The organism is Sphingobacterium sp. HSC-15S19 (assembly GCF_050433745.1).
Taxonomy (GTDB): Bacteria; Bacteroidota; Bacteroidia; order Sphingobacteriales; family Sphingobacteriaceae; genus Sphingobacterium; species Sphingobacterium siyangense.
The window spans coordinates 137,006-159,181 of the sequence record NZ_JBNPWQ010000012.1 but is presented as its reverse complement, the minus strand read 5'-3'; the positions used below and the strand labels follow the sequence as shown (position 1 = coordinate 159,181).

12 protein-coding genes are annotated in these 22,176 nt (G+C 45.5%); 9 read left to right on the top strand and 3 right to left on the bottom strand.

Annotation, left to right across the window (positions count from 1 at the left end):
* Window positions 1-14: 14 nt before the first annotated feature.
* The 9 genes from L1283_RS12055 to L1283_RS12015 all read left to right on the top strand — a co-directional run bounded on the left by L1283_RS12055 (window position 15) and on the right by L1283_RS12015 (window position 18,782).
* Window positions 15-2,354 (top strand): GH92 family glycosyl hydrolase, encoded by a 2,340-nt coding sequence (locus L1283_RS12055; RefSeq protein WP_312351878.1) that lies wholly within the window; start codon window positions 15-17, stop codon window positions 2,352-2,354.
* Window positions 2,351-5,050, top strand: a complete 2,700-nt coding sequence (locus L1283_RS12050) for a glycoside hydrolase family 2 protein (protein ID WP_312351879.1) — start codon at window positions 2,351-2,353, stop codon at window positions 5,048-5,050. The genes L1283_RS12055 and L1283_RS12050 overlap by 4 nt, the downstream gene beginning before the upstream one ends.
* 22 nt (window positions 5,051-5,072) lie before the next feature.
* Window positions 5,073-7,349 (top strand): GH92 family glycosyl hydrolase, encoded by a 2,277-nt coding sequence (locus L1283_RS12045; protein ID WP_312351880.1) that lies wholly within the window; start codon window positions 5,073-5,075, stop codon window positions 7,347-7,349.
* Window positions 7,350-7,435: 86 nt separating this feature from the next.
* Window positions 7,436-9,163, top strand: coding sequence for a RagB/SusD family nutrient uptake outer membrane protein (locus L1283_RS12040; protein ID WP_312351881.1), 1,728 nt, complete (start codon window positions 7,436-7,438; stop codon window positions 9,161-9,163).
* 13 nt (window positions 9,164-9,176) lie between these two features.
* Entirely contained in the window at window positions 9,177-9,629 is a 453-nt protein-coding gene (locus L1283_RS12035; RefSeq protein ID WP_312351882.1) for a DUF5004 domain-containing protein, read from the top strand.
* A gap of 82 nt (window positions 9,630-9,711) precedes the next feature.
* Complete coding sequence (locus tag L1283_RS12030) at window positions 9,712-10,701, top strand: DUF4961 domain-containing protein (RefSeq protein WP_429626125.1); 990 nt, start codon at window positions 9,712-9,714, stop codon at window positions 10,699-10,701.
* A 26-nt stretch (window positions 10,702-10,727) separates the two neighbouring features.
* Window positions 10,728-13,835, top strand: coding sequence for a SusC/RagA family TonB-linked outer membrane protein (locus L1283_RS12025; protein ID WP_312351884.1), 3,108 nt, complete (start codon window positions 10,728-10,730; stop codon window positions 13,833-13,835).
* A 16-nt stretch (window positions 13,836-13,851) separates the two neighbouring features.
* Window positions 13,852-15,666, top strand: coding sequence for a RagB/SusD family nutrient uptake outer membrane protein (locus tag L1283_RS12020; RefSeq protein WP_312351885.1), 1,815 nt, complete (start codon window positions 13,852-13,854; stop codon window positions 15,664-15,666).
* 71 nt (window positions 15,667-15,737) lie between these two features.
* Window positions 15,738-18,782, top strand: coding sequence for a SusC/RagA family TonB-linked outer membrane protein (locus tag L1283_RS12015; protein ID WP_312351886.1), 3,045 nt, complete (start codon window positions 15,738-15,740; stop codon window positions 18,780-18,782).
* Window positions 18,783-19,161: 379 nt separating this feature from the next.
* On the opposite strand, the gene L1283_RS12010 is transcribed toward L1283_RS12015, so the two are convergent.
* The 3 genes from L1283_RS12010 to L1283_RS12000 form a co-directional block, all read right to left on the bottom strand.
* Complete coding sequence (locus L1283_RS12010; protein WP_312351887.1) at window positions 19,162-20,964, bottom strand: ATP-binding cassette domain-containing protein; 1,803 nt, start codon at window positions 20,962-20,964, stop codon at window positions 19,162-19,164.
* The gene (locus L1283_RS12005; protein ID WP_312351888.1) at window positions 20,961-21,320 is read right to left on the bottom strand and encodes a hypothetical protein; all 360 of its coding nucleotides are present in this window, start codon (window positions 21,318-21,320) and stop codon (window positions 20,961-20,963) included. Before L1283_RS12005 ends, L1283_RS12010 begins: the two co-directional genes overlap by 4 nt.
* A 168-nt stretch (window positions 21,321-21,488) precedes the next feature.
* Window positions 21,489-21,848, bottom strand: a complete 360-nt coding sequence (locus L1283_RS12000) for a response regulator (RefSeq protein ID WP_115048386.1) — start codon at window positions 21,846-21,848, stop codon at window positions 21,489-21,491.
* Window positions 21,849-22,176 lie beyond the last annotated feature (328 nt).

Here is a 22,176-nt window from a genome sequence, read left to right as displayed (position 1 = left end):
AACGATAAATCAATATGAACAAATTATATGGACTGCTATCTTGTTTTGTTATCGCGCTAATCCTGTCTTCGACATCGTGTGCTAGTCGCCGTTATCATTCTGTTCCCAGTTTAGCAGACTATGTCAATCCATTTATTGGTGCGAGTACAAGTGTGGGCGCCGCAGGCACGTATCATGGTTTGGGAAAGACTTTTCCGGGGGCGACGACACCCTATGGCATGGTACAGGTGAGCCCTAACACGATTACAGGCGGTGATAACAGCCCAGGATATAGTTACGAGCATCGCAGTATGGAAGGTTTTGCTTTCACGCAGATGAGTGGAGTAGGCTGGTATGGCGATCTCGGAAATTTTCTGGTGATGCCTACCACCGGTAGGTTGCATACCATCGCCGGAAAGGAGGATGGTACGTTGACTGGTTACCGCTCATCCTACGACAAATCCAGTGAGGTTGCTCAAGCTGGATACTACGCTGTTGATCTTGAACGGTATAACATACGGGTGGAGGCTACCGCTGCCCCACATAGCGGTATGCTTCGTTTTACCTTTCCGCAAAGTAAGGAATCACGTATCCAGATCGACCTGGCACGTCGCGTTGGCGGCACTGCGATACAGCAATATGTCCGGAAAGTCGATGACTATAGTATTCAGGGATGGATGCTCTGTGCGCCGGAGGGCGGTGGCTGGGGCGATGGCGACGGTAAGGCAGATTATACCGTTTACTTTTATGCACGCTTTGATAAACCCTTAAAAAAATATGGTATTTGGTCGGCAGAGATCCCCGACAACTGGACGCGTAAGCGTGAGGATGTACAATCCATACACTACCAAAATCGGATAGCCGAAGCGAAGGTATGGCCCGGAAAAAACGAAATGGAAGGCAAACACCTTGGCGTTTTCTCCGAATTTGAAACCCGACAGGGCGAGCAGGTCAATCTACAGGTCGGTATTTCCTTCGTCGATATGCAGGGCGCCGAAAATAATTTTAAAAAGGAAATCGCAGGCAAGAATTTCGATCGCGTCCGTCGGGAAGCCAGAGCAATGTGGAATACTCAGCTGTCCAAAATTGCGCTTAAAGGCGGTACCGAAGACCAGAAAACGATCTTTTATACCTCATTGTACCATACCATGATTGATCCGCGCATCTTTACGGACGTAGACGGACGTTATACGGGTGGTGACAAAAGAATACACCGTAATGAGGGATTTACCAAACGGACGATTTTTAGTGGATGGGATGTTTTTCGGTCACAATTTCCGTTGCAAACATTGATTAACCCCAGCTTAGTAAATGATGAGCTCAATTCATTGATCAGTCTGGCTGATGAATCTGGAAAGGGTTATTTTGAACGCTGGGAATTATTAAATGCGTATTCAGGCTGCATGATCGGTAATCCTGCGCTATCGGTACTGGCAGATGCCCATGCGAAAGGAATACGCAATTACGACGCACAAAAAGCATTAACTTTTGCAATCAATACCTCCAAAAGATTTGGCAATGATTCTTTAGGTTACAGCTCTGGAGCATTAAGCATCTCAAATACGCTTGAATATGCATACACCGACTGGTGCATAGCCCAACTGGCAAAAGGATTGAACAAGACGGAAACAGAACACGTTTATTTGGCCAAAAGTCAAGCTTATCGGAAGATATTCGATCCGGAAAAAGGCTGGTTCAGACCAAGGAAAAATGATGGATCATGGGAAGAGTGGCCCGAAAATGCGCGAACCAAAGAATGGTATGGTACGATTGAAAGTAACCCATATCAGCAGGGTTGGTTTGTGCCACATGATATTCCAGGCATGATCCAGTTGATGGGCGGTAAAGAAAAGACCTTAGCTGATCTAACGGATTTTTTTGAGAAGACACCTGAAAATATGCGCTGGAACGATTATTATAATCACGCCAATGAGCCCGTGCATTTAGTTCCGTTTTTGTTCAATCATCTGGATGCGCCTTACCTTACCCAAAAATGGACCCGTTACATCTGCGATAAAGCGTATAGTAATACCGTAGAGGGAATTGTGGGAAATGAGGATGTAGGACAGATGTCGGCCTGGTATGTGCTGGCCGCCTCGGGGATACATCCCTCTTGTCCGGGGTCAACACGCTTTGAAATAACAAGTCCCATATTCCAGGAATTGTCTTTTCAGCTGGATCCTAATTATTTCTCGGGTAAAAGGTTTCGCATTGTCGCTCACGATAATACGGCGGATAATATATATATCCAGCGGGCAGTCCTAAACGGAAAGCCTTATGCTAAAAATTACATTGACTTTAAAGATATGGTGGCTGGGGCAACTTTGGAACTCTATATGGGGCCTAATCCAAACAAAGACTGGGGGATCAAATGAAAAAAAGACTAGTATATATACTGCTATTCCTACAGCTTGCTCTTGTTGGCTATGGTCAAGTACGCGAGATTTCGCTCAATAGTGATAATCCTGCAATTCGTTGGGAAATAAAGCCGCAATCGGATCTGCCTTATTCAGGGCAGGAAATAGCACAACCCAATTTTCGGATGAAAGACCCTGTGCGCGGTATTGTTCCGGGGGGCGTCTTCACAGCTTATGTGGATCAAGGACTGGTACCAGATCCCAATTTTTCAGACAACATCTACCGCGTGGATGAACAGTTATTCAACCGTCCGTTCTGGTACCGTACTTCCTTTCGCCTGCCTGCAGACTATAAAAAAGGGCAACGTGTGTGGATTCATTTTGACAATACCAACCGTTATGCCGATTTCTTCTGCAATGGGGTGAAGCTATCGGGTGTAGCAGGGGCTACAAGAGATGTCAGTGGCCATATGTTGCGCAGCAAATTTGATATCACAGATCTCGTGCGTGTGGGGCAGGAAAATGCAATCGCGGTGTTGATTACCGATGCCGACCAGAAGAAAACACGTACGGCAAAAGAACCTTTTGGCGTAACGGCAAGCCCCACGTACTTGGCTGCGGCTGGCTGGGACTGGATGCCTTATGTGCCGGGACGTTTGGCTGGGATTACTGGCAATGTATCGCTGTGCTTTGCTGGCGACGTCAGTATGGAAGATCCTTGGATGCGGTCCGACCTGGAAAGCAACGAGTTTGCCTACCTGGACTTTTCGACCGATCTAAAAAATGCAGGCGATCAGGCCAAAGAAATAACCCTGGAAGGAATCGTTATGCCCGGGGATATCCGATTTTCTAAAAAAGTGAGGGTCGAGGCACATAGCACCCAAAAGGTGTACATCACCCGCAAGGAAGTGAAGGAATTTTTGATCAAACAGCCGCTGCTATGGTGGCCAAATGGTTATGGGGATCCGAATCTGTACAGTTGTTCGCTTACCGCAAAAATTGGTGATGAGATCTCGGATCAGAAGCAGATCCAGTTTGGGATCCGTAAATATGAGTACCATTATGTACGCAATAAGGCGGGATGGCCAGTGCTGAATTTTTATGTCAACGGAAAAAAGATCTATCTCAAAGGTGGGAATTGGGGAATGAGCGAATACTTGCTCCGCTGCCAAGGGGAAGAGTACGGTCTCAAGATCAAGTTACATAAGGATATGAACTATAATATGATCCGTTTGTGGACGGGCTCGATCACGGACGATGCTTTCTATGATTATTGCGATCGTTACGGGATGATGGTATGGGACGATTTTTGGCTTTATGTGGCGTATAACGATGTAGCCAATGATGATGATTTTAAAGCAAATGCGCTCGATAAAGTAAAACGGTTGCGAAATCATGCCAGCATCGCGATCTGGTGCGGAGCCAATGAAACGCGTCCAAAACCTGAATTGGATAATTACCTGCGTGCTATTGTGGCGTCGGAGGACCACAATGATCGGCTGTATAAATCCAGTTCCAATCAGGATGGTCTTTCGGGAAGCGGATGGTGGGGCAACCAGCCGCCACGGCACCATTTTGAAACTTCGGGAAGCAACCTAGCCTGGAACGATCCGCCTTACCCTTATAGCAGCGACTACGGTTATGGCCTACGTACGGAAATCGGAACGGCTACTTTTCCCAATTATGAAAGTATCGTGAAGTTTATCCCAAAGGACAAGCTCTGGCCATTACCTACGGACGAACAGCTCAAATCGGAAGATGACAATGTGTGGAACAGGCATTTTTTTGGTAAGGAAGCTGCTAACGCGAGTCCTATCCAGTATAAAAATGCTGTCAATAAACAGTATGGCGAATCGATGGACCTATCTGCATTTGCTGAAAAGGCGCAATACCTTAACCTCGAAGTCATGAAGGGCATGTATGAGGCCTGGAACGACAAGCTCTGGGACGACGCAGCAGGCATGCTGATCTGGATGAGCCAATCGGCCTACCCTTCATTTGTATGGCAGACCTATGATTACTATTACGATGCAACGGGCGCCTATTGGGGAGCGAAAAAGGCCTGTGAGCCGGTGCATATTCAATGGAATGCATCCAACAACAGTGTTAAGGTGATCAATACAAGCTTAAAGAGCCTTGATTCGGTATGGATTTCGGCGCAGGTCTTTGATATGAGTGGCAAAGAGATCAAAAAATATGGGCTGCAAACCAGCGCTAGCGTACAGTCAAATGTGGCGATGGAAGCTTTTCGGCTAAATTTTGATGGCGAACAAGGAGCTACAGCCTTGTCCGATGTACACTTCATCAAGCTTACCCTAAAGGATAGAAAGGGAGTTTTGCTATCTGAAAATTTCTATTGGCGAAATGGCCGCAAAGAGCTGGATTATACCAGCCTGGCGAGTTTGCCGAAAGCCAAACTTGAATTTGACTATAAAAAAATAGGCAGTACCGACGGTGTCGTCCTCCGGGTTTTTAATCGTGGAACGACAGTATCATTTGGTAATCGCTTACGCCTGGTGGATGCAGCAACTAATGAACGCATTTTGCCGCTCATGATTTCGGATAATTATTTTACCCTGATGCCGGGCGAGGAAAAGTTTGTTCGGCTTACGGAATCCCATGCACAGCAATTAAAAAATGCGAAGCTGCTATGGAAGCAATATGGTCATGCTGAAAAGGAAACATTGAAACTAAAGAACATTCTTCTAAGATGATAGAAAATTTAAATAACTGATTATGAAACAAAGATTATGTATTTATCTGACAGTGATTTTTGCGATGCTAAGCCAGGCGCAAGCGCAGCAGGTGGACCTGGTAAAGTACGTGAATACGCTTCAGGGAACCGATTCCGAATGGAGCCTGTCCTATGGAAATACTTATCCTACGGTAGGACTGCCATTTGCGGTGCATTTCTTTTCGGCACAAACGGGGAAAAATGGGGATGGCTGGAAATATCAATACAAAGCAAACAGCATACGCGGATTTCAGCAGGTTCACCAATGTAGTCCCTGGATGGGGGATTATATGGTCTTTTCGTTGATGCCGGGTATTGGAAAACTGGAGGTCAATGAGGAACGTCGCGCGTTATCCTTCAAACATGAAAATGAGATCGCTAAGCCGCATTATTATGCCGTGAATTTTGATAACGGCATCAAGGCGGAACTGAGTCCAGTGGAAAGAGGGGCGCATATGCGCTTTAGCTTCCCGAAAAAGGAAAAAGCGTTCTTGCTATTGGATGGCTTTTTGGGCGATAGCGAGATTAAGATAATTCCTGAGGAACGCAAGATTGTCGGGTATGTGCATAATGGGCGTTTTGTGCCCGAGCATATGAAAAATTATTTTGTGCTTACCTTCGATCAGGATTTTAAAGCTTACGGCACCTGGGAAAATGTCAAGGGCACAATCCAGGCCGGGCAGCGCTATGATGCAGGGAAAGGCAAAGGTGGATATCTGGAGTTCCGCCCTGGAGCAAAAGTGGAAGTGAAGATTGCGTCATCCTATATCAGCCCTCAGCAGGCTGATCTTAATTTTAAACGCGAACTGGGCGGACACAATACTTTTGAGGTGAGTAAAAAGAAAGCTTTTGATACCTGGAATGCATTGCTGAACCGCGTGCGCGTAGAAGGGGGGACGGAAGCGGAGATGGCAACATTTTATTCCTGCATGTTCAGGGCCAACTTATTTTCACGTAAGTTCTATGAAATGGATCCGGAGGGAAACCCCCATTATTTCAGCCCTTATGATGGCAAGATTCATAAAGGGTACATGTTTACGGATAATGGTTTTTGGGATACCTTTCGTGGGCAATTCCCCTTGAGCAATCTCTTGCATCCGACCATGCAGGGGCGTTATATGCAGTCCTTGTTAGATGCACAAAAGCAGGCCGGATTTTTTCCGACCTGGTCCAATCCTGGAATGTCGGGCGTGATGATTGGCAATCATGCCATCTCGTTATTGACGGATGCCTGGGTGAAGGGGATCCGAACCTTCGATGCCGACAGTGCTTTGGCAGCCTATTACCATGAGGCGACCAATAAAGGATTGTGGGGTGGATCAAATGGGCGCGAAGGGTGGAAGGCGTATTTTACCAAGGGGTATGTTCCTTATGGCGATATTCACGAAAGTACGGCAAAGACATTGGAATATGCCTACGATGACTTTTGTGCTTATCAGCTGGCAAAGGCGACGGGCAACAAATTCTATGAAAATATCTTTGCCCGGCAGATGTACAACTATAGGAATGTATTTGATCCTCAGGTAAACTTTATGCGCGGCCGACTGGACAATGGGCAATGGCGTGAACCCTTTGATCCTGTAGAATGGGGTGGACCTTTTACCGAAGCAAATGCCTGGCAATATACCTGGTCGGTGATGCACGATGTGAATGGCTTGATCAACCTGATCGGTGGGGTGGATAAGTTTAATGCAAAACTGGATACGTTCTTCACCATGGAGCAACGTGTCAACTACGGTAGCTATAAGCAGGAAATCCATGAAATGCGTGAAATGTTGTTGTCAAAAATGGGGCAGTATGCGCATGGCAACCAGCCGACGCAGCACGTCCCGTATCTGTATAATTTCAGCGGTCAACCCTGGAAAGCACAAAAATATGCTCGTATGGTGACATCGCGCCTTTATAATGCGACGGAAAAGGGGTATCCGGGTGATGAGGACCAAGGGCAGATGTCTTCCTGGTATGTACTGAGTGCTATGGGGATCTATAGTGTCTGTCCCGGAACCGATGAATATGTGTTTGGGAGTCCAGTATTCAAAAAAGTGACCATCAGTCTCGATAACGGGAAAACATTTACCATCAAGGCAGATAACAATAGTCTGGAACATGTCTATATTCAATCAGCTACGCTCAATGGTGCAGCCTACGACAAAAATTTTATTCGTTATGAAGATCTGCTGAAAGGGGGCGAGCTTCATTTTGTCATGGGCGATAAACCCAATTATGAAAGGGGGATTTCTACGGCTTCGAGGCCATTTTCCCTAAGTTCGATCGATTAGATCTTTTGAAAAAATTAATGCCAGCGGGCTAGGCTCGCTGGTATAATGATAGCATAACCAATTATTTTACTGTTTTACAAAAAATTATGAACAAAAGCCAATTGACATTTTGCGCACTGGCCTTCCTGGCCTTTGCGGCTTGTAGTAAACAGGGATTTTTAGATCAGACGCAATCTTCAGATCTGAATGAAGAGGTCGTTTTTTCAGATAGTACGTATACCATTAACTTCCTGTCGGGCATATATGGTGATATTGGATTTGCGACTTGGCCTAAGCGCTTTGGTGGGGGTGGGCTTGATGCCAGTACAGATGAAGCGGAAGGCGCTGGACTCGGCAGTATCAATACCTTTATCCAGTTTGCCACGGGTACCGTCAACTCCAATATTATCACCAATGATGCCTGGGCAAAACCCTATACTAATATTCGTAGAGCAAATATTATGCTTAAAAACCTGCATAGGACACGCTTTGGTACCAATATTAAGGTGCGGGTAAAAGCCGAAACCCGGTTTCTAAGAGCTTATTATTACTTTATTTTATTGGAACATTATGGTGGTGTGCCACTGATGGGAGACAGTGTTTACGCAGCAAGTGATGTTATCCCAGCTAAGCGTAATACGTTCGATGAATGTGTGAACTATATTGCAGCTGAATGCGATGCTGCCGCGCAGGATCTCCCATGGGAACACGCAGGCGAAGATTATGGACGTATCAGTAAAGCAGCCTGTTATGGGTTGAAATCTCGCTTACTGCTTTATGCTGCGAGCCCGCTATTCAATGGCAGCCCAGTGACAACAGAGGGAGCGTTGAAGGATGTCGTTGCCTATTCCGTCGTGGATGAAACACGCTGGCAGCGGGCCGAAGCGGCAGCAGCGCAGGTCATTGAATCTGGACATTACAGTTTGTATGTCAACAACGATCCCGAACCTGGATTTGGCTTCTATCAGCTGTTTCAACTGCGCAAAAACTCAGAATATATCCTCGCCAGAATGCAAGATTCCAACCGGGATCTTGAAGGTATCTGGAATCCGCCAACTTTTGGTGTAAGCAACCCCGGCGCTTATCCGTATCTGGAAACGGTGGATGCTTTTGGGATGCGTAATGGTTTGCCTATTAACGATCCCAATGCTGGATATGATCCGAAAAACCCCTATAAAAACCGCGATCCCCGCTTAGCGAATACCGTAACCAGAGATCAGTCGATGGTCTTCCACCGGGATGGATTGGCCCGGAGACCAGTCAATATCTATATCGATAAGTCCAATCCAAACAATGTGACTTCGGGGCAGGATGCCATTTACCGGGGCACGCCTACGGGGTATTATACCTATAAAATGGTCAATCGGGATGTAGCCGCGGATTGGTTCAATACCTATACGCCGCGCTGTCTGCCAATTATCCGGTATGCGGAAATTTTGTTGAACTATGCTGAAGCACGCAACGAATCGCTCGGGATCCCGGATCTGAAGGTCTATGCGGCAGTGGAGGCCATCCGAGAAAGGGCAGGGTTGGATCCTTTTGTATTGCCGACTGGCCTAAACAAGGACGCCATGCGTGAGATAATCCGGAATGAGCGACAAAAAGAACTGGCCTTTGAAGGACATCGTTTTTTTGACGTACGCCGTTGGAAGTTGGCTGAATCATTGGAAAATAAACAGCTGCACGGGACTGAACCCGTTCGTACAACAGCGGGAACAATCTACAATACCATCAACGTACGAAAACGTGTCTTTGACAAACGCATGTACCTCTGGCCCATCCCGCAATCTGAAGTAGCGAAGTCCTTAGACTTGATTCAAAATCCAGGATATTAAAAAAACTAAACGGATGAAAATATACAAGATACGCTCATGGTCCTTGATGCTGGCCCTATGTATGGGAATAAATTCCTGTAAGGATGAGCTGGGCAATATCCCCACTGAAGAGGCCGAAAAAGATATTACCGGAAAATGGCAAGTAACTCAGCTGACTCGAAACGGGGAAGACCTGAGTAAGCGTTTGAAATTGGAAGATTTTAAGATCGATTTCAATGCCGATGGAACCTATACCATTGCTGATAATCTACCTTTTGTAGTCAGCGGCTCGGGAAAGTACCGTCTGGATGATCCACAGTATCCCTTTAGTGTTGTGCTTAGTCCAACCGAGGGTAAAGAGGAGGTGGTCCTCAAATTCCAATTCCCTGTAGTCAAGGGCAAACGCCAGCTCAGCTTAGTGATAAGCCTGGGTTGCAGCAGCAACACCTATCAATATGATTGTGAGCGTTTAAACGGAGAAATATGAGATATCCAGGGTTGGAAAACACAAGCACCGACGAATTAATATGGATATTCCATGTGGCCTTTAAAGAACAAATTATTTATATATGAAAAAGAACACACATTATTCGACATATATCTACTGGGCAATGGGGCTATTTTTGGCCATATTCTTAGCTCAATGCGGTCTTAAAGCCATCTCAGTAGCTGTGCCTACATCTGCAAAAGCAAATGAAAGGGTGACGTTCACGATGAAGTGCGGGGCCGAGCCCCGTATCCAGGGGGGAGGTAATTATAGCACCCAGCTAGTCGCGGGTATCATGGTACCCAAGGGATGGAATGCGCGTAAAAACCTGACCATGTCCTTTACCAGTCCAAAGGGAGATGGCACCATGCGTATTATTCCGGACAGCGAAATCGAACCTGTATCGGGACTGAGCTGGCATCAGGCCGCCAAGAAAATGTTCGGTATAGGCCCCAATCTGGTGGATGATATGGAATGGATTGTTTTTAGAAGTACACAGGCCTATTCCTTTGTCAATAACGAAGATATCGATTTTACGGTGAAGGCCGAATGTAACGTTGGCGCCGAAAATATGTTGCTGTCTTTGGGATTCTATATCGGTTCTTCAATCGAAAATCTGCGTCCGGAGGATACAGATTATAAAAAATTTACGTTCTCAAATGCTTTCGAGGTAACCGATGGTGAGGGCGATCTGATCGATTTTATCAACCCCCAGTTGGGTACTGTACAACCTGTCAAAAGTCTGGACAACGATATCATTACGTTGACTTTTGATGCTGGGGTTACCAATACGGTATTGGATCAGGAGGCGGGCATATATTTACATGCTAAGGCGATGGATGCGTCGGGAAAACTGATTTCCGAAATCAAGAAGCAGACAGCGGATACCAAATTGTCGGACATCGGTGGCAAGAAATACCGCATTGATATTTGGCCACGTGGTTTTTTTAAACTCGACAAAGATGTACATATCGCCCGGCTGGAATATTTCTATACGGACATTACGGGAACCAAAAGTGTCGGTTATGGCAATACGGATGAGCCTTTTAAATATACCTTCCGCTGTGAGTGATTGCTAACCTAATAAACGAATGACAAATGTTTAACCATTATATAAAATTAAGTGTTGTCGGTGTATTGTTGGTGATTGCCGATAAACAGACCGCGCAGGCCAGCTGGTATCCACGGCTCCCCGAGACAGCCTCAGGGAATGAGGAGCGGGCGATAGGGAAATTTCCGAAAATTGTGGATGAATATGGTAAGCCGATTTCAGGTGCTAAGGTCTATGACGCCGGGCGGCAGCTTGTCGGTGAGACTGATGAAAATGGAGATTTTTCCCCGTCAGGCCATCTTACGCATGAAGTCTTATGGGTGGAATATCCGGGATATTATAGAAAGAGGATAAAGGGAGGTGCCGAAAAACTGGTGTCTTTGGTGCCGGCCGTACTTCAAAGTGCAGACTCCTTGCGTATAGGCTATGAAAAAAAGAAAAGTTCGGAGCTCCTTGGATCCGTTTCGGTAGTCTATAACAGTCAGATCAAAGATGTACCGACATCCTTGTATTTAAATGCGCTTACAGGCCGGTTGCCGGGGCTGTTTACGCAGGAAGTCAGCGGATTTCGGTCACCGAGCATGACCGCAATTACCGCTAATGATCTGGCGGGATCTCTTCCCTCGGATGCCGTGAAATACCGTTCCAGCATCGGTGATAATACTGAAATCGGCTTCAACTTAAGGGGACAAAGTCCGGTGACTATGATCGACGGTGTACAGCGGGATATCTATTCCATTGATCCCGAAAATATCGAATCGGTGACCGTGGTCAAAGATGCACTTTCCAGCATTTTATTGGGACAACGGAGTTCCAGAGGGATATTGCAGGTAACGACGAAAAAAGGACAGGCAGGACCACCAAGAATCAGCTTTACAGCACAAACAGGAATTCAGCAATCGCTTAAAATGCCACAGCCATTGAACGCCTATCAGTATGCCTATCTCTATAACGAAGCATTGCTCAATGCAGGGCGCCAACCTGTGTATAGTTCGGACGATTTTAAGGCCTTTAGGGATGGAACCAATTCCTTGTTTTTCCCTGATGTCAATTGGTACGATGCTGTCGTGCGGGACAATAACCCGATCACCAAATATAACCTGGGTGTGAAGGGCGGAATCAAAAATGCACGTTATGCGCTTTCGCTAAGCTACCTGAACCAATCTGGTCTATTTAAATCGGATGATAAATTTGACTATGAGACCAATGTACAGCATAAACGTTATCTCATCAATAGTGCCATTGATGTGGATGTAACTGATGACTTAACAATTGGACTACAGTTTTTTGGAAAGATACAGGATGGCAGACAGCCGGGGGCAAAAACAGGAACGATCTTATCGACCTTGTACAATACACCGAATAACGCGTATCCAATTTTTAATCCCGACCAATCTTATGGTGGTTCCTCCGTGTACCGGAGCAATTTGTACCAGCTTGCGACGGGATCAGGTTATCTGTTGGACAATACGAGGGACCTGCTGGCTAATCTGGATTTTAATTACAAGCTTGACAAATTTGTTCCCGGACTGTACGCAAAGGGTAAGTTAAATGTTTCATCAACTTCGTCGAGTCTTATCGACCGGAATCGCCAACAGCCGGTGTATGACTTAAGCTATAACGAGCAAAAAGAACTCGTGTATGTACGGTATGGAACGATAGCCGACCAGCCTAATTCATTTGCGACCACATCGACAGCAAACTTTTTCTATTTCCAGGGAGCGCTGGGGTATGATAAACAACTGAGTGAGAAACATCGTGTCGGCGCCAAACTGTTTATGGACAGGCAAACGGCCAATTATCAGTTTGATTTACCTGCGATCTACACCAACTTTGCGGCGACAGCAAACTATGTCTATCAGGATAAGTACTTTGCTGAAGTAGCCTTAAATTATTCAGGATTCAATCGTTTTATGCCGGGAAACCAATATGGCCTGTTTTATGCTTTTGGGTTGGGCTGGGATATGATGCAGGAAGACTTTCTGAAGGAAAAAGCGGATTGGCTTTCTCAACTGAAATGGCGCGCTACATTTGGACGGACGGGAAATACCAACGAAGCCGCCCTAGGTTATTACAGCTGGCGAGCTTCTTATGGACAGGACGGAGCGAACGGCTATGATTTCGGCTCAGAATATGCTTACACCAATAGCTTGATCGAAAAAGGGCTTGCCAACATTGAAGGAACCTGGGAAAAGGGAAATAAATTTAACATCGGTTTGGATGCTGCCTTTTGGCATTCAAGACTGAAATTGACAGCCGACTATTTTAGAGATACTTATTTTGACTTATTGCAACAGCGCGGATCGACCATTGACTTGATCGGTATTGGGTATCCGAATGAAAATATTGGTAAAAACCGTTATGAGGGGCAGGAAATCACTTTGACCTATCAAAATAATTTCGGTGAGTTTAACTATTTCATTACCGCCAATGCCTCACGGATGAAGACCCAAGTGCTGTATATGAACGAGGTCTTTCAGCAATATAATTGGAACAGGCGCACGGGGATGCCCATAGGCCAGACATTTGGTTACCGTGCGAATGGGCTAATCCAAACGCAGGAAGAAGCCGATAATGCACCTTTGTTATCGGGAAATAAGGTGTATCCTGGTGATGTAAAACTGGTGGACCTGAATGGAGACGGTATTATCAACCAGTACGATCAAACGGCCATTGGCAATACAAAACCACTCGTATATTTTGGCACTACCTTAGGATTCAATGTCGCAGGCTTTGATTTCAGTGTATTGCTTCAGGGGGTATTAAACCGTAGTTACCAACAAACGGATTATTCCTTTGGGGATACTGGCGACGGACAGGGATTTGATTATATGCTGGGACGTTGGACACCGGAGACCGGTACTGCTGCAACTTATCCAAGGCTGACGCTGGGACCCGATCCGACCAATACACAAAATATTTCGAGCTACTGGACCCGTTCGGGCGAATATCTTCGGGTAAGGAATCTTGATGTCGGCTATACATTGCCCTTCGATTGGACAAAGCGCGCAAAGCTATCTTCGGTACGCATCTTTGCAAATGCACAAAACCTGTTCACTTTTACCCCCTATGGCCGCTTGGATCCAGAAATCTCATCAGGTACAGCCTATCCAGCACAGCGGATCATAAGCTTTGGTGTAAACGTGAAATTATAAACCTTAGAAATCGACAATGATAAAATATTCCTATTCAAACCACATACATGCTGCGGAGCGTGAGGTATCTTGCAGAGCGTCTGAAATAAAACCTATTTCTAATATGGACCTGGGCTTCCGCATGGCCTTTAAATTACCAATCATTCGTATGAAATATGATCAGTTAAAATGGTTGCTTGTAGTCGGAGTTTCGATCGGGATCTTCTCCTGTAAAAGCGACCTAGAGGAAGAGCCTATCGAGCTGCAAACACTGGACCAGGTGTTTGACCGACGGGATTCTGCCGGTGTAAATGCAAACCGGTTTCTGACCGATTGCTACCGTTATCTGCCCAGCCTAGGGAATCGGGTCGGTGGAGATTTCCTGGACGCAGCCACGGATGATGCCGTTTCCTCCAATCCGACCAACACATCGGTACAGCAGTTGGCAACAGGTTCTTATACTTCGGATAATTATCAGGACAACCTTTGGGCATCTTGGTATCAGGGGATTCGAAAGACAAGCATTTTTATTCAAAATATCGATCGTGTACCAGTAAAGGGACAACTGGAAAATGGTACGCCCATGCCGCGGGTATGGAAAGCAGAAGCAAAATTTATGCGTGCCTTATTTTATTTTGAATTGGTCAAACGTTATGGCGGGGTACCGCTGATGGGTGATAAGGTATACCAGCTGAACGATGATATTGAGTTGCCGCGGGCAAGCTTCGAAGAATGCGTCAACTATATTGTGGGGGAATGTGACGCAATAAAAGATAGCTTACGTACTGATCCATTTAATCTGGCTTTTTATGGAAGGCCTACGAAGGCGGCGGCCATGGCGCTAAAATCCCGTGTGCTCCTGTATGCTGCCAGTCCATTGTTCAACGGTGGAAATAGCAATGGACAGAATATTCTTACGGGGTATACGGTATTTTCTGCTGCGCGATGGCAGTTGGCCGAGAATGCGGCCAAAGACTTGATGGACCTAAACCTGTTTAAGCTTGAACCGCAGTTTAAAGATGTCTTTATCACACGCAACAATGAACGAATCTTTTCCAAACAAGGTGGCAATAATACCAGTTTTGAAAATAACAATGGTCCCGTGGGTTATGCCAATGGAGTGAACAATGGTCGAACTAGTCCTACCCAGGAACTTGTAGACGCCTTTGGGATGAGTAACGGTCTGAAAATTACGGACGAAAATTCAGGCTATGATCCTAACGATCCTTATGTAGGGCGCGACAGCCGCTTCTACGCAACTGTTTTTTATAATGGCGCCCCCTGGTTAAATCGTCCTGTACAAACCTTTGAGGGGGGATCCGATAAACCAGGTGGATCCAAGCAACAGACAAAAACGGGCTATTACCTCCGCAAGTTTATGGGAAATTTTGAATCCCTGGCAAACTATAGTAATGTAAACCATGACTTTATCCTGTTCCGCTATGCTGAAATATTGTTGAATTATGCTGAAGCACGAAATGAACGTTTGGAGAGACCTGATGTCAATGTTTATCGTGCTGTTGAACAAATACGACAACGGGCAGGGCTGATTCCCTATCAGCTTCCCGAAACATTGACCAAAGCAGAAATGCGGGAGCTGATCTACCTCGAACGGAGAAAGGAACTGGCCTTTGAGGAGCATCGCTTTTACGATGTGCGAAGGTGGAAAATAGCCGAAGAGGAGTTTAATAAGGAGCTACACGCCACAGTCATTTATCAAACGGGAACCGGGGCGATCAGGCAGTCACTTCCTATTCTGAAAATGACATTTGATACGAAGATGTACTTGGCTCCCATTCCATTTTCGGAAGTGATCAAAAATCCAAAAATGGTACAGAACCCCGGCTGGTAATTGGCTTATTTACGTAAGCCGAAGAAGGCTGCGCGAATGGCTTTAATCATGAAAAAATAAAATATAAACGGATGAAAAAGAGCATATATCTGTTAACAATAATGGTTTTGACGCCATTTATACTATTGGCGCAATCCATGGTGAATGGTATTGTCAAAAATAGTTCGGGTCCCTTGGTGGGTGTATCGGTGCAGGAGAAAGGAGGGGGAGCCACACAAACAGATCAAAATGGACGGTTTAAATTGGCCTTACGAGGTACTAAGGTCTTAGTGTTTACAAGTGTAGGATATAATACCCAGCAACGAGACGTGAAGCAGGGTGAAAATATCGAAGTGATTATGCAATCCAGCAGCCAGGATATTGATGAGGTGGTGGTAGTGGGATTTGGTACGACGAAAAAGATCACTAGCACGGGCGCAGTCAGTTCAATAAAAGGGGCGGATATCCGTCAGGTGCCAACTTCGAGCGTACAGAATGCATTGGCTGGAAGATTACCGGGATTTGTTTCGGTACAGCGCTCCGGACAACCCGGTAAAGATGCTTCGGATTTTTATATCCGCGGTGTCAGTTCATTGAATCCAGAAGGAAACCAGCCCCTGATTATTGTTGATGATATCGAATATACATATGAACAACTTTCGCAGATCAACGTCAATGAAATCGAAAGTATTTCGATCCTAAAGGATGCATCGACGACGGCTGTTTTCGGTATCAAGGGGGCAAATGGTGTATTGGTTGTCAAAACGCGGCGGGGTGAATCGGGGCGGCCAAAGATCAATGCGCGTATCGAGTCAGGTATGCAGAGCCCAGTCACAAAATTGAAGTTTTTGAATGCCTATGAAAGTGCGCTCTTATGGAATGAAGCGATAGCAAATACGCTGGGCGACAATTCCAATCAACCTTTTAGTGAAGCCGATTTGGCACATTTCCGTTCCGGGGATGATCCTTATGGCCATCCGGATATCAATTGGTATGACCGGATCTTTAAACCGTCGAGCCAACAGTACAATACAAATATTGATATCACTGGTGGCGGCGAAAGTATTAAATATTTTGTATCAGGTGGGGCTTTCTCCCAAAATGGAAATCTTTACAATTTTGAGAATGAAGGTGACAAGGTCAACAATAACTATTATTATCGTCGTTTCAACTTGCGATCAAATCTAGATGTACAAGCAACGAAGACGCTCAAATTACGATTGGATTTCCGGGCGAACTTCAATCGTATCAATTCACCGCGGGCGGGAAATGTCGTTGGTGAGGTGTTCAATTTTAATAAGATAAGACCATGGTCGGCACCTTTTATAAACCCAGATGGTTCGTTCGCCTATGCCAGTGATACGCAGGAGTTGCTACCGACGATCAATGCACGCCTGGCAGCGTCTGGATATAGCTTGGATCGACGTAACGATATCAATATTTTATTTGGCGGGACTCAGGAACTGAATGCTTGGTTGAAGGGGCTTTCATTTTCTACCCGTGTAGCCTATGCCAGCGTGGAGTCGAATGGTCGAGAGCAGGCCCGCGATGAGATACCTGTGTATCGTTATGACCCGAGTTCGAACGGTTACCAGCTGAAAGGTGGGGCACCTTATGTGCTGGGCAATTATACCTTGCGGGCCTACCAGGGGGATTACAACAGTCGGGTGAATGTACAGGCCAATTTCAATTATGCGCGAACTTTTGGGGATCATGGGGTGACAGCACTCCTGCTGTATAATCGGGAATCCTATAAAACAAAGGGGGATAAGAAAACCAACTGGATTCCACAGAATTTTGAGGGCTATACCTTTCGCGCAGGGTACAACTTTAAAGAGAAGTTCTTATTGGATGCAACAGCAGCATACAATGGCTCGGATCGTTTTCAGGCGGCACAGCGTTATGGCCTTTTTCCGGCGGTGTCGGCAGGATACAATCTAGCGAAGGAATCGTTTTTCAAAGATGCATTTAACTTTGTAGAATTATTTAAATTGCGGGCTTCCTATGGAATCGTGGGTTCTGACAAGGTCGCCGGTGACCGTTATCTGTACCAGCAGGTATACAACGAGGGCGGAAGCTATTCTTTTGGTGAAACCCATCAGCCTTCACTTATTATCACGGAAGGAAATCTGGGAAATAACAATGTTACTTGGGAAAAACAGAAGTCATTTGATGTAGGGCTTGATGTCAATCTATGGAAAAACAAGTTTTCCATGACCTTTGACTATTTCAATAACCTACGCTATGATCAGCTCGTTACTTCACAGTCGCTTTTCCAGCACATCGGTGTAGGGGTCTCGCCATCAAATATTGCGAAGGTACGGAATAGGGGGGTGGAATTGGAACTGAATGTTAACAACAATATCGGCGCATTTAATTATAATATTAAAGGTGTATTGACGTATTTCAAAAATAAGATCCTGTTTCAGGATGAACCGGCACCAGCTTATCCTTGGTTGCGGCTGACAGGGCAGCAGATCAATCAACCGTTGGGTTATCTGTATGATGGTTTTTATACCGAGGAAAATATCGGTGCAAGCCCAAAACCGTCGGGAGGGTATGAGGTGCAGCCCGGTGATCTGCGGTATAAGGACCTCAATAACGATGGTGTAATTGATGACTATGATCGAACGGTGATCGGTAAGCCCAATATTCCCAATACCAGCTTTGGACTTACCTTGGGGGGAAGTTACAAAGGGTTTAGTTTCAATGTGTTGCTGCATGGGACTACCGGGTACAGCTTTAGCGTTCAGGGAAGCGGTATTGAGCCCTTCCAGAGCCAGTTTCAACCAATCCATCAAGAGCGATGGACTGCCGAAACAGCCGCGACAGCTAAATTTCCCCGCTTAACGACTAATCCGACAACGATTAATAGCCCGTCAACCTATATGTCTGATTTCTGGCTTATTGATGCGACCTATTTACGTTTGAAGACAGTTGAGCTGGGGTACCAGTTACCCAATAAATGGCTGCCATTTAGGATTAACAATGCACGCTTATATCTGAGCGGGTATAATCTGCTGACCTGGACGAATTATTCCTTATATCAGCAGGATCCTGAGGTGACGTCTAACAGCGCGGGAGATGCGTATCAGAATCAACGTGTTGTAAATCTCGGTATACAGATCGGACTTTAATCAGCCAGTGATGAGTTTTAAATAGTACAATTACAGGTTTAAATAATAAGCAGGGCCAAATCATTTGATCCTGCTTATTATTTTGAAGAAATTTGGACGATACGTATTACTCGCTCAGTTTTTGAGCAGTTAGATTATCGGTGGTAATTGATTGTACGGCGACAACGCATCGTTGGAGTTAGTATTCAGGAAATTGGCGAACTTGAATTGGCACTGATTGCAAATGCCAACTTGGAGCATGGCGGATAGCGGACTTTTACGTTACAAAGCGTAGTTAGAAAATCAGGGGAATCCAGTTTGAATTTATAGTGGATTTCAACGATTCAAAACCCAAGAACAAGCGTCGTTAAATCGCTTATCCTAAGTTTCAATGTGAGGGTTACTTCTTTCGGCCGATTGAGGCTGCAGAATGGATATGTTGCCGTAAACAGGCGGCCGTTAGCGAGACAGTATCTTTGAGCAAATCGGCAACGGTACCTGTAAACACCACATTTCCGCCATACTTGCCCGCTCCGGGCCCAATATCGATAATCCAGTCCGCTTGGGCGATAACATCGAGGTTATGCTCGATAACGATCAATGTATTGCGGTTATCCACCAGGTTATTGATAAAGTTTAATAGCTTTTCGGTATCGTTTGGATGTAAGCCGGTGCTGGGTTCATCGAGGACGATAATCTTGTTGGAGTTCTTGAGTTCTTTGGTCAGTTTGAGCCGTTGTCTTTCCCCACCCGAAAAACTGTCTGACCGTTGCCCCAAAGTAAGATAGCCCAGTCCCAGTTGGAGTAACATATCAAACGACTGACGGTAGAGTTTGTCCGGGAAAAAATCATAGGCTTCTGCTACAGTCATATCCATCACCGCAACAATATTTTTATCATGGTAATGATATGTTAAGACCGCAGGCTTAAAGCCAGAGCCACCGCAGACCTCGCAGGTCTGTTCAATATCATCCATAAAGGCCAGATCAATTTTTTCGATACCGATACCTTTGCAGTTTTCACAGGCGCCGAGGCTATTTCGACTAAAAACCTTATCGGATACCTGATTTGCTTTTGAAAACAGGGTACGTATCGCGTCAGATAAGCCCAGGTAGGTCAACAGATTGGAGCGTGCACCCGTTGAAAATAACGACTGGTCGATAATGGTGGCTTCGGGATAAAATTGGGGCAGCGCTTTGTTGATCAGCGTACTCTTGCCCGAACCCGCCACGCCGGTAACTACGGTCATCACCTTTTGGGGAATGCTTACATCGACGTCTTTCAGATTATGCAGATTGGCATGCTCGATTTCAAGGTATCCCTTTGCCGATCGTGGCTTATGATTAATTTGAGGCTGTTTGGCAAAGTACAGGCCTGTTTTTCCGGTGGATGTTTTTAGTCCCGCAACCGTGCCGTTATAGACAATATCGCCGCCGTTTTTTCCCGATTCTGGCCCCATATCGATTACATGGTCGGCTATGCGGATCAGATCGGGGTCGTGCTCATCAAGTAAAACGGTATTGCCTTTATCACGCAGCTGTTTAATAATTGCGGCTATGTTCTGTAAATCCATTGGATGAAGTCCGATGCTCGGCTCGTCAAAAATATAGAGTAAATCCGTCAGGCTGCTCCCCAGGTTTCGCACCATTTTGATGCGCTGACTTTCTCCGCCCGACAGCGTATCTGTTCTTCTATCCAAGGTCAAATACTGTAAGCCGATGTTGACGATATACTGCAGTTTCTTTTTCAGTTCGGTCAGAATAACATCAAAAGCGTTGGATGGTAAAGAAGCAACAAATGCCAAGAGCTCATCGATCGAAAGGGCCGTACAGTCGGCAATGTTTTTGCCCCTTATTTTACAGGACAGAATCGTATCATTCAACTGGTTTCCCTTGCATACGGGGCAAGTTTTGGTAACGATAATGGTATTTAAAGCCTCTTTTCGGTTCATGATTTCCTTAGACTGCTTTTTGAGGAATGCTTTTTCAATACGGGGAATGATACCCTCATATTGGACCGTTTTCCCCCATTCCGGATCAGGATGTTTGGGTTTGTGTTCGGCTGCATGCAAAAGGAGCTCCCATTCCTGCGGGGTATAATCGTGCAGGTTTTTATCGTTGTCAAAATAGCCTGATTGGGTGTAGCGCGTCAGGCGCCAGCCGCCCGGTTGAAAGGTCGGGAATCGGATAGCCCCTTCGTTCAACGATTTTTGTTTGTCGATAAGGGAATCCGTATCAATGGTCTCACAATGCCAAGGCCTTCACAGGCCTTGCACATGCCCAAAGGATTATTGAATGAAAAAGCGCTTGAATAGCCTACAAAGGGTGTTCCCATGCGCGAGAAAAGCAGGCGCAAGGAAGCATATATGTCGGTAGCCGTTCCTACAGTAGAGCGTGCATTACCGCCCAATCTTTTTTGATTGATAATAATAGGGACATTCAGGTTGTCGATTTTGTCCACATCCGGAACACCGATGTGCTGCAGCCGGTTTCGGATAAAACTGCCCTGTGTTTCGCTGAACTGCCTTTGGGCTTCAGCACCTATGATTTCAAAGACCAAAGACGACTTGCCCGATCCGGAGACTCCTGTAAAAACACTGATCTTTTTCTTGGCGATCTGGAGAGAAATATTCTTGAGATTATTTTGTCGGGCATGTATAATGTGACTTGCGTTTCAAGAATAGTCCCTTTTATAGCGCTCCGTAGGTCAGGTATATTTTATGCTGTTTTAACTATTTCTTTTAACCACATCGACCATATGATCTAAATCAAATGGCTTTTCAATAAAGTCGTCGGCTTTACATTCGGCGGCGGTTTTTGCAATATCGCTGGCTGTCGATGTCAGGACAGATGGAAGCTCTTCGGTATCTGGATCAGCTTTGAGTTCCTTGATCACCTCGGATCCTTTTTTACTTCCTTTAATATGGTCATCCACAATAAGAATGTCGGGATCAATATCTGCAAGCTCTTCTATTGGTTCAGTCGTAAGCGATGGAATCACATCAAAACCCTCATCTACTAAGACCTCATCCATGATATTCAAGATATCTTCATTATCTTGAATAACTATAGCCTTCTTTTTCGTCATTTCTATTGAAATTTATCGCGTAAATATAGGAAAAAAGCGCATACAAAAAACAGGGCAACGCGCAATTTTCAGTTCGGAGAAACAGAACAAAAGTAAGGCTATCAGTGAGCTGCTAGCAATGCAGGCTATTAGGGGGCTTACGCTGTCCTTTTTGGCTAATTTTTTGATTGAATGAGTTGGAAATGCAGAAATAAGAAGCGGACCAAACTTAAGGATAGTTTGGTCCGCTAGGTTAAAAAAATATGATGCTTAAATAATTCTTAAGCATGTTTCTATTGTTATCCTGCTTTGTTACACGTTAGCTCAACGGCTTTTTGAAACAATACAT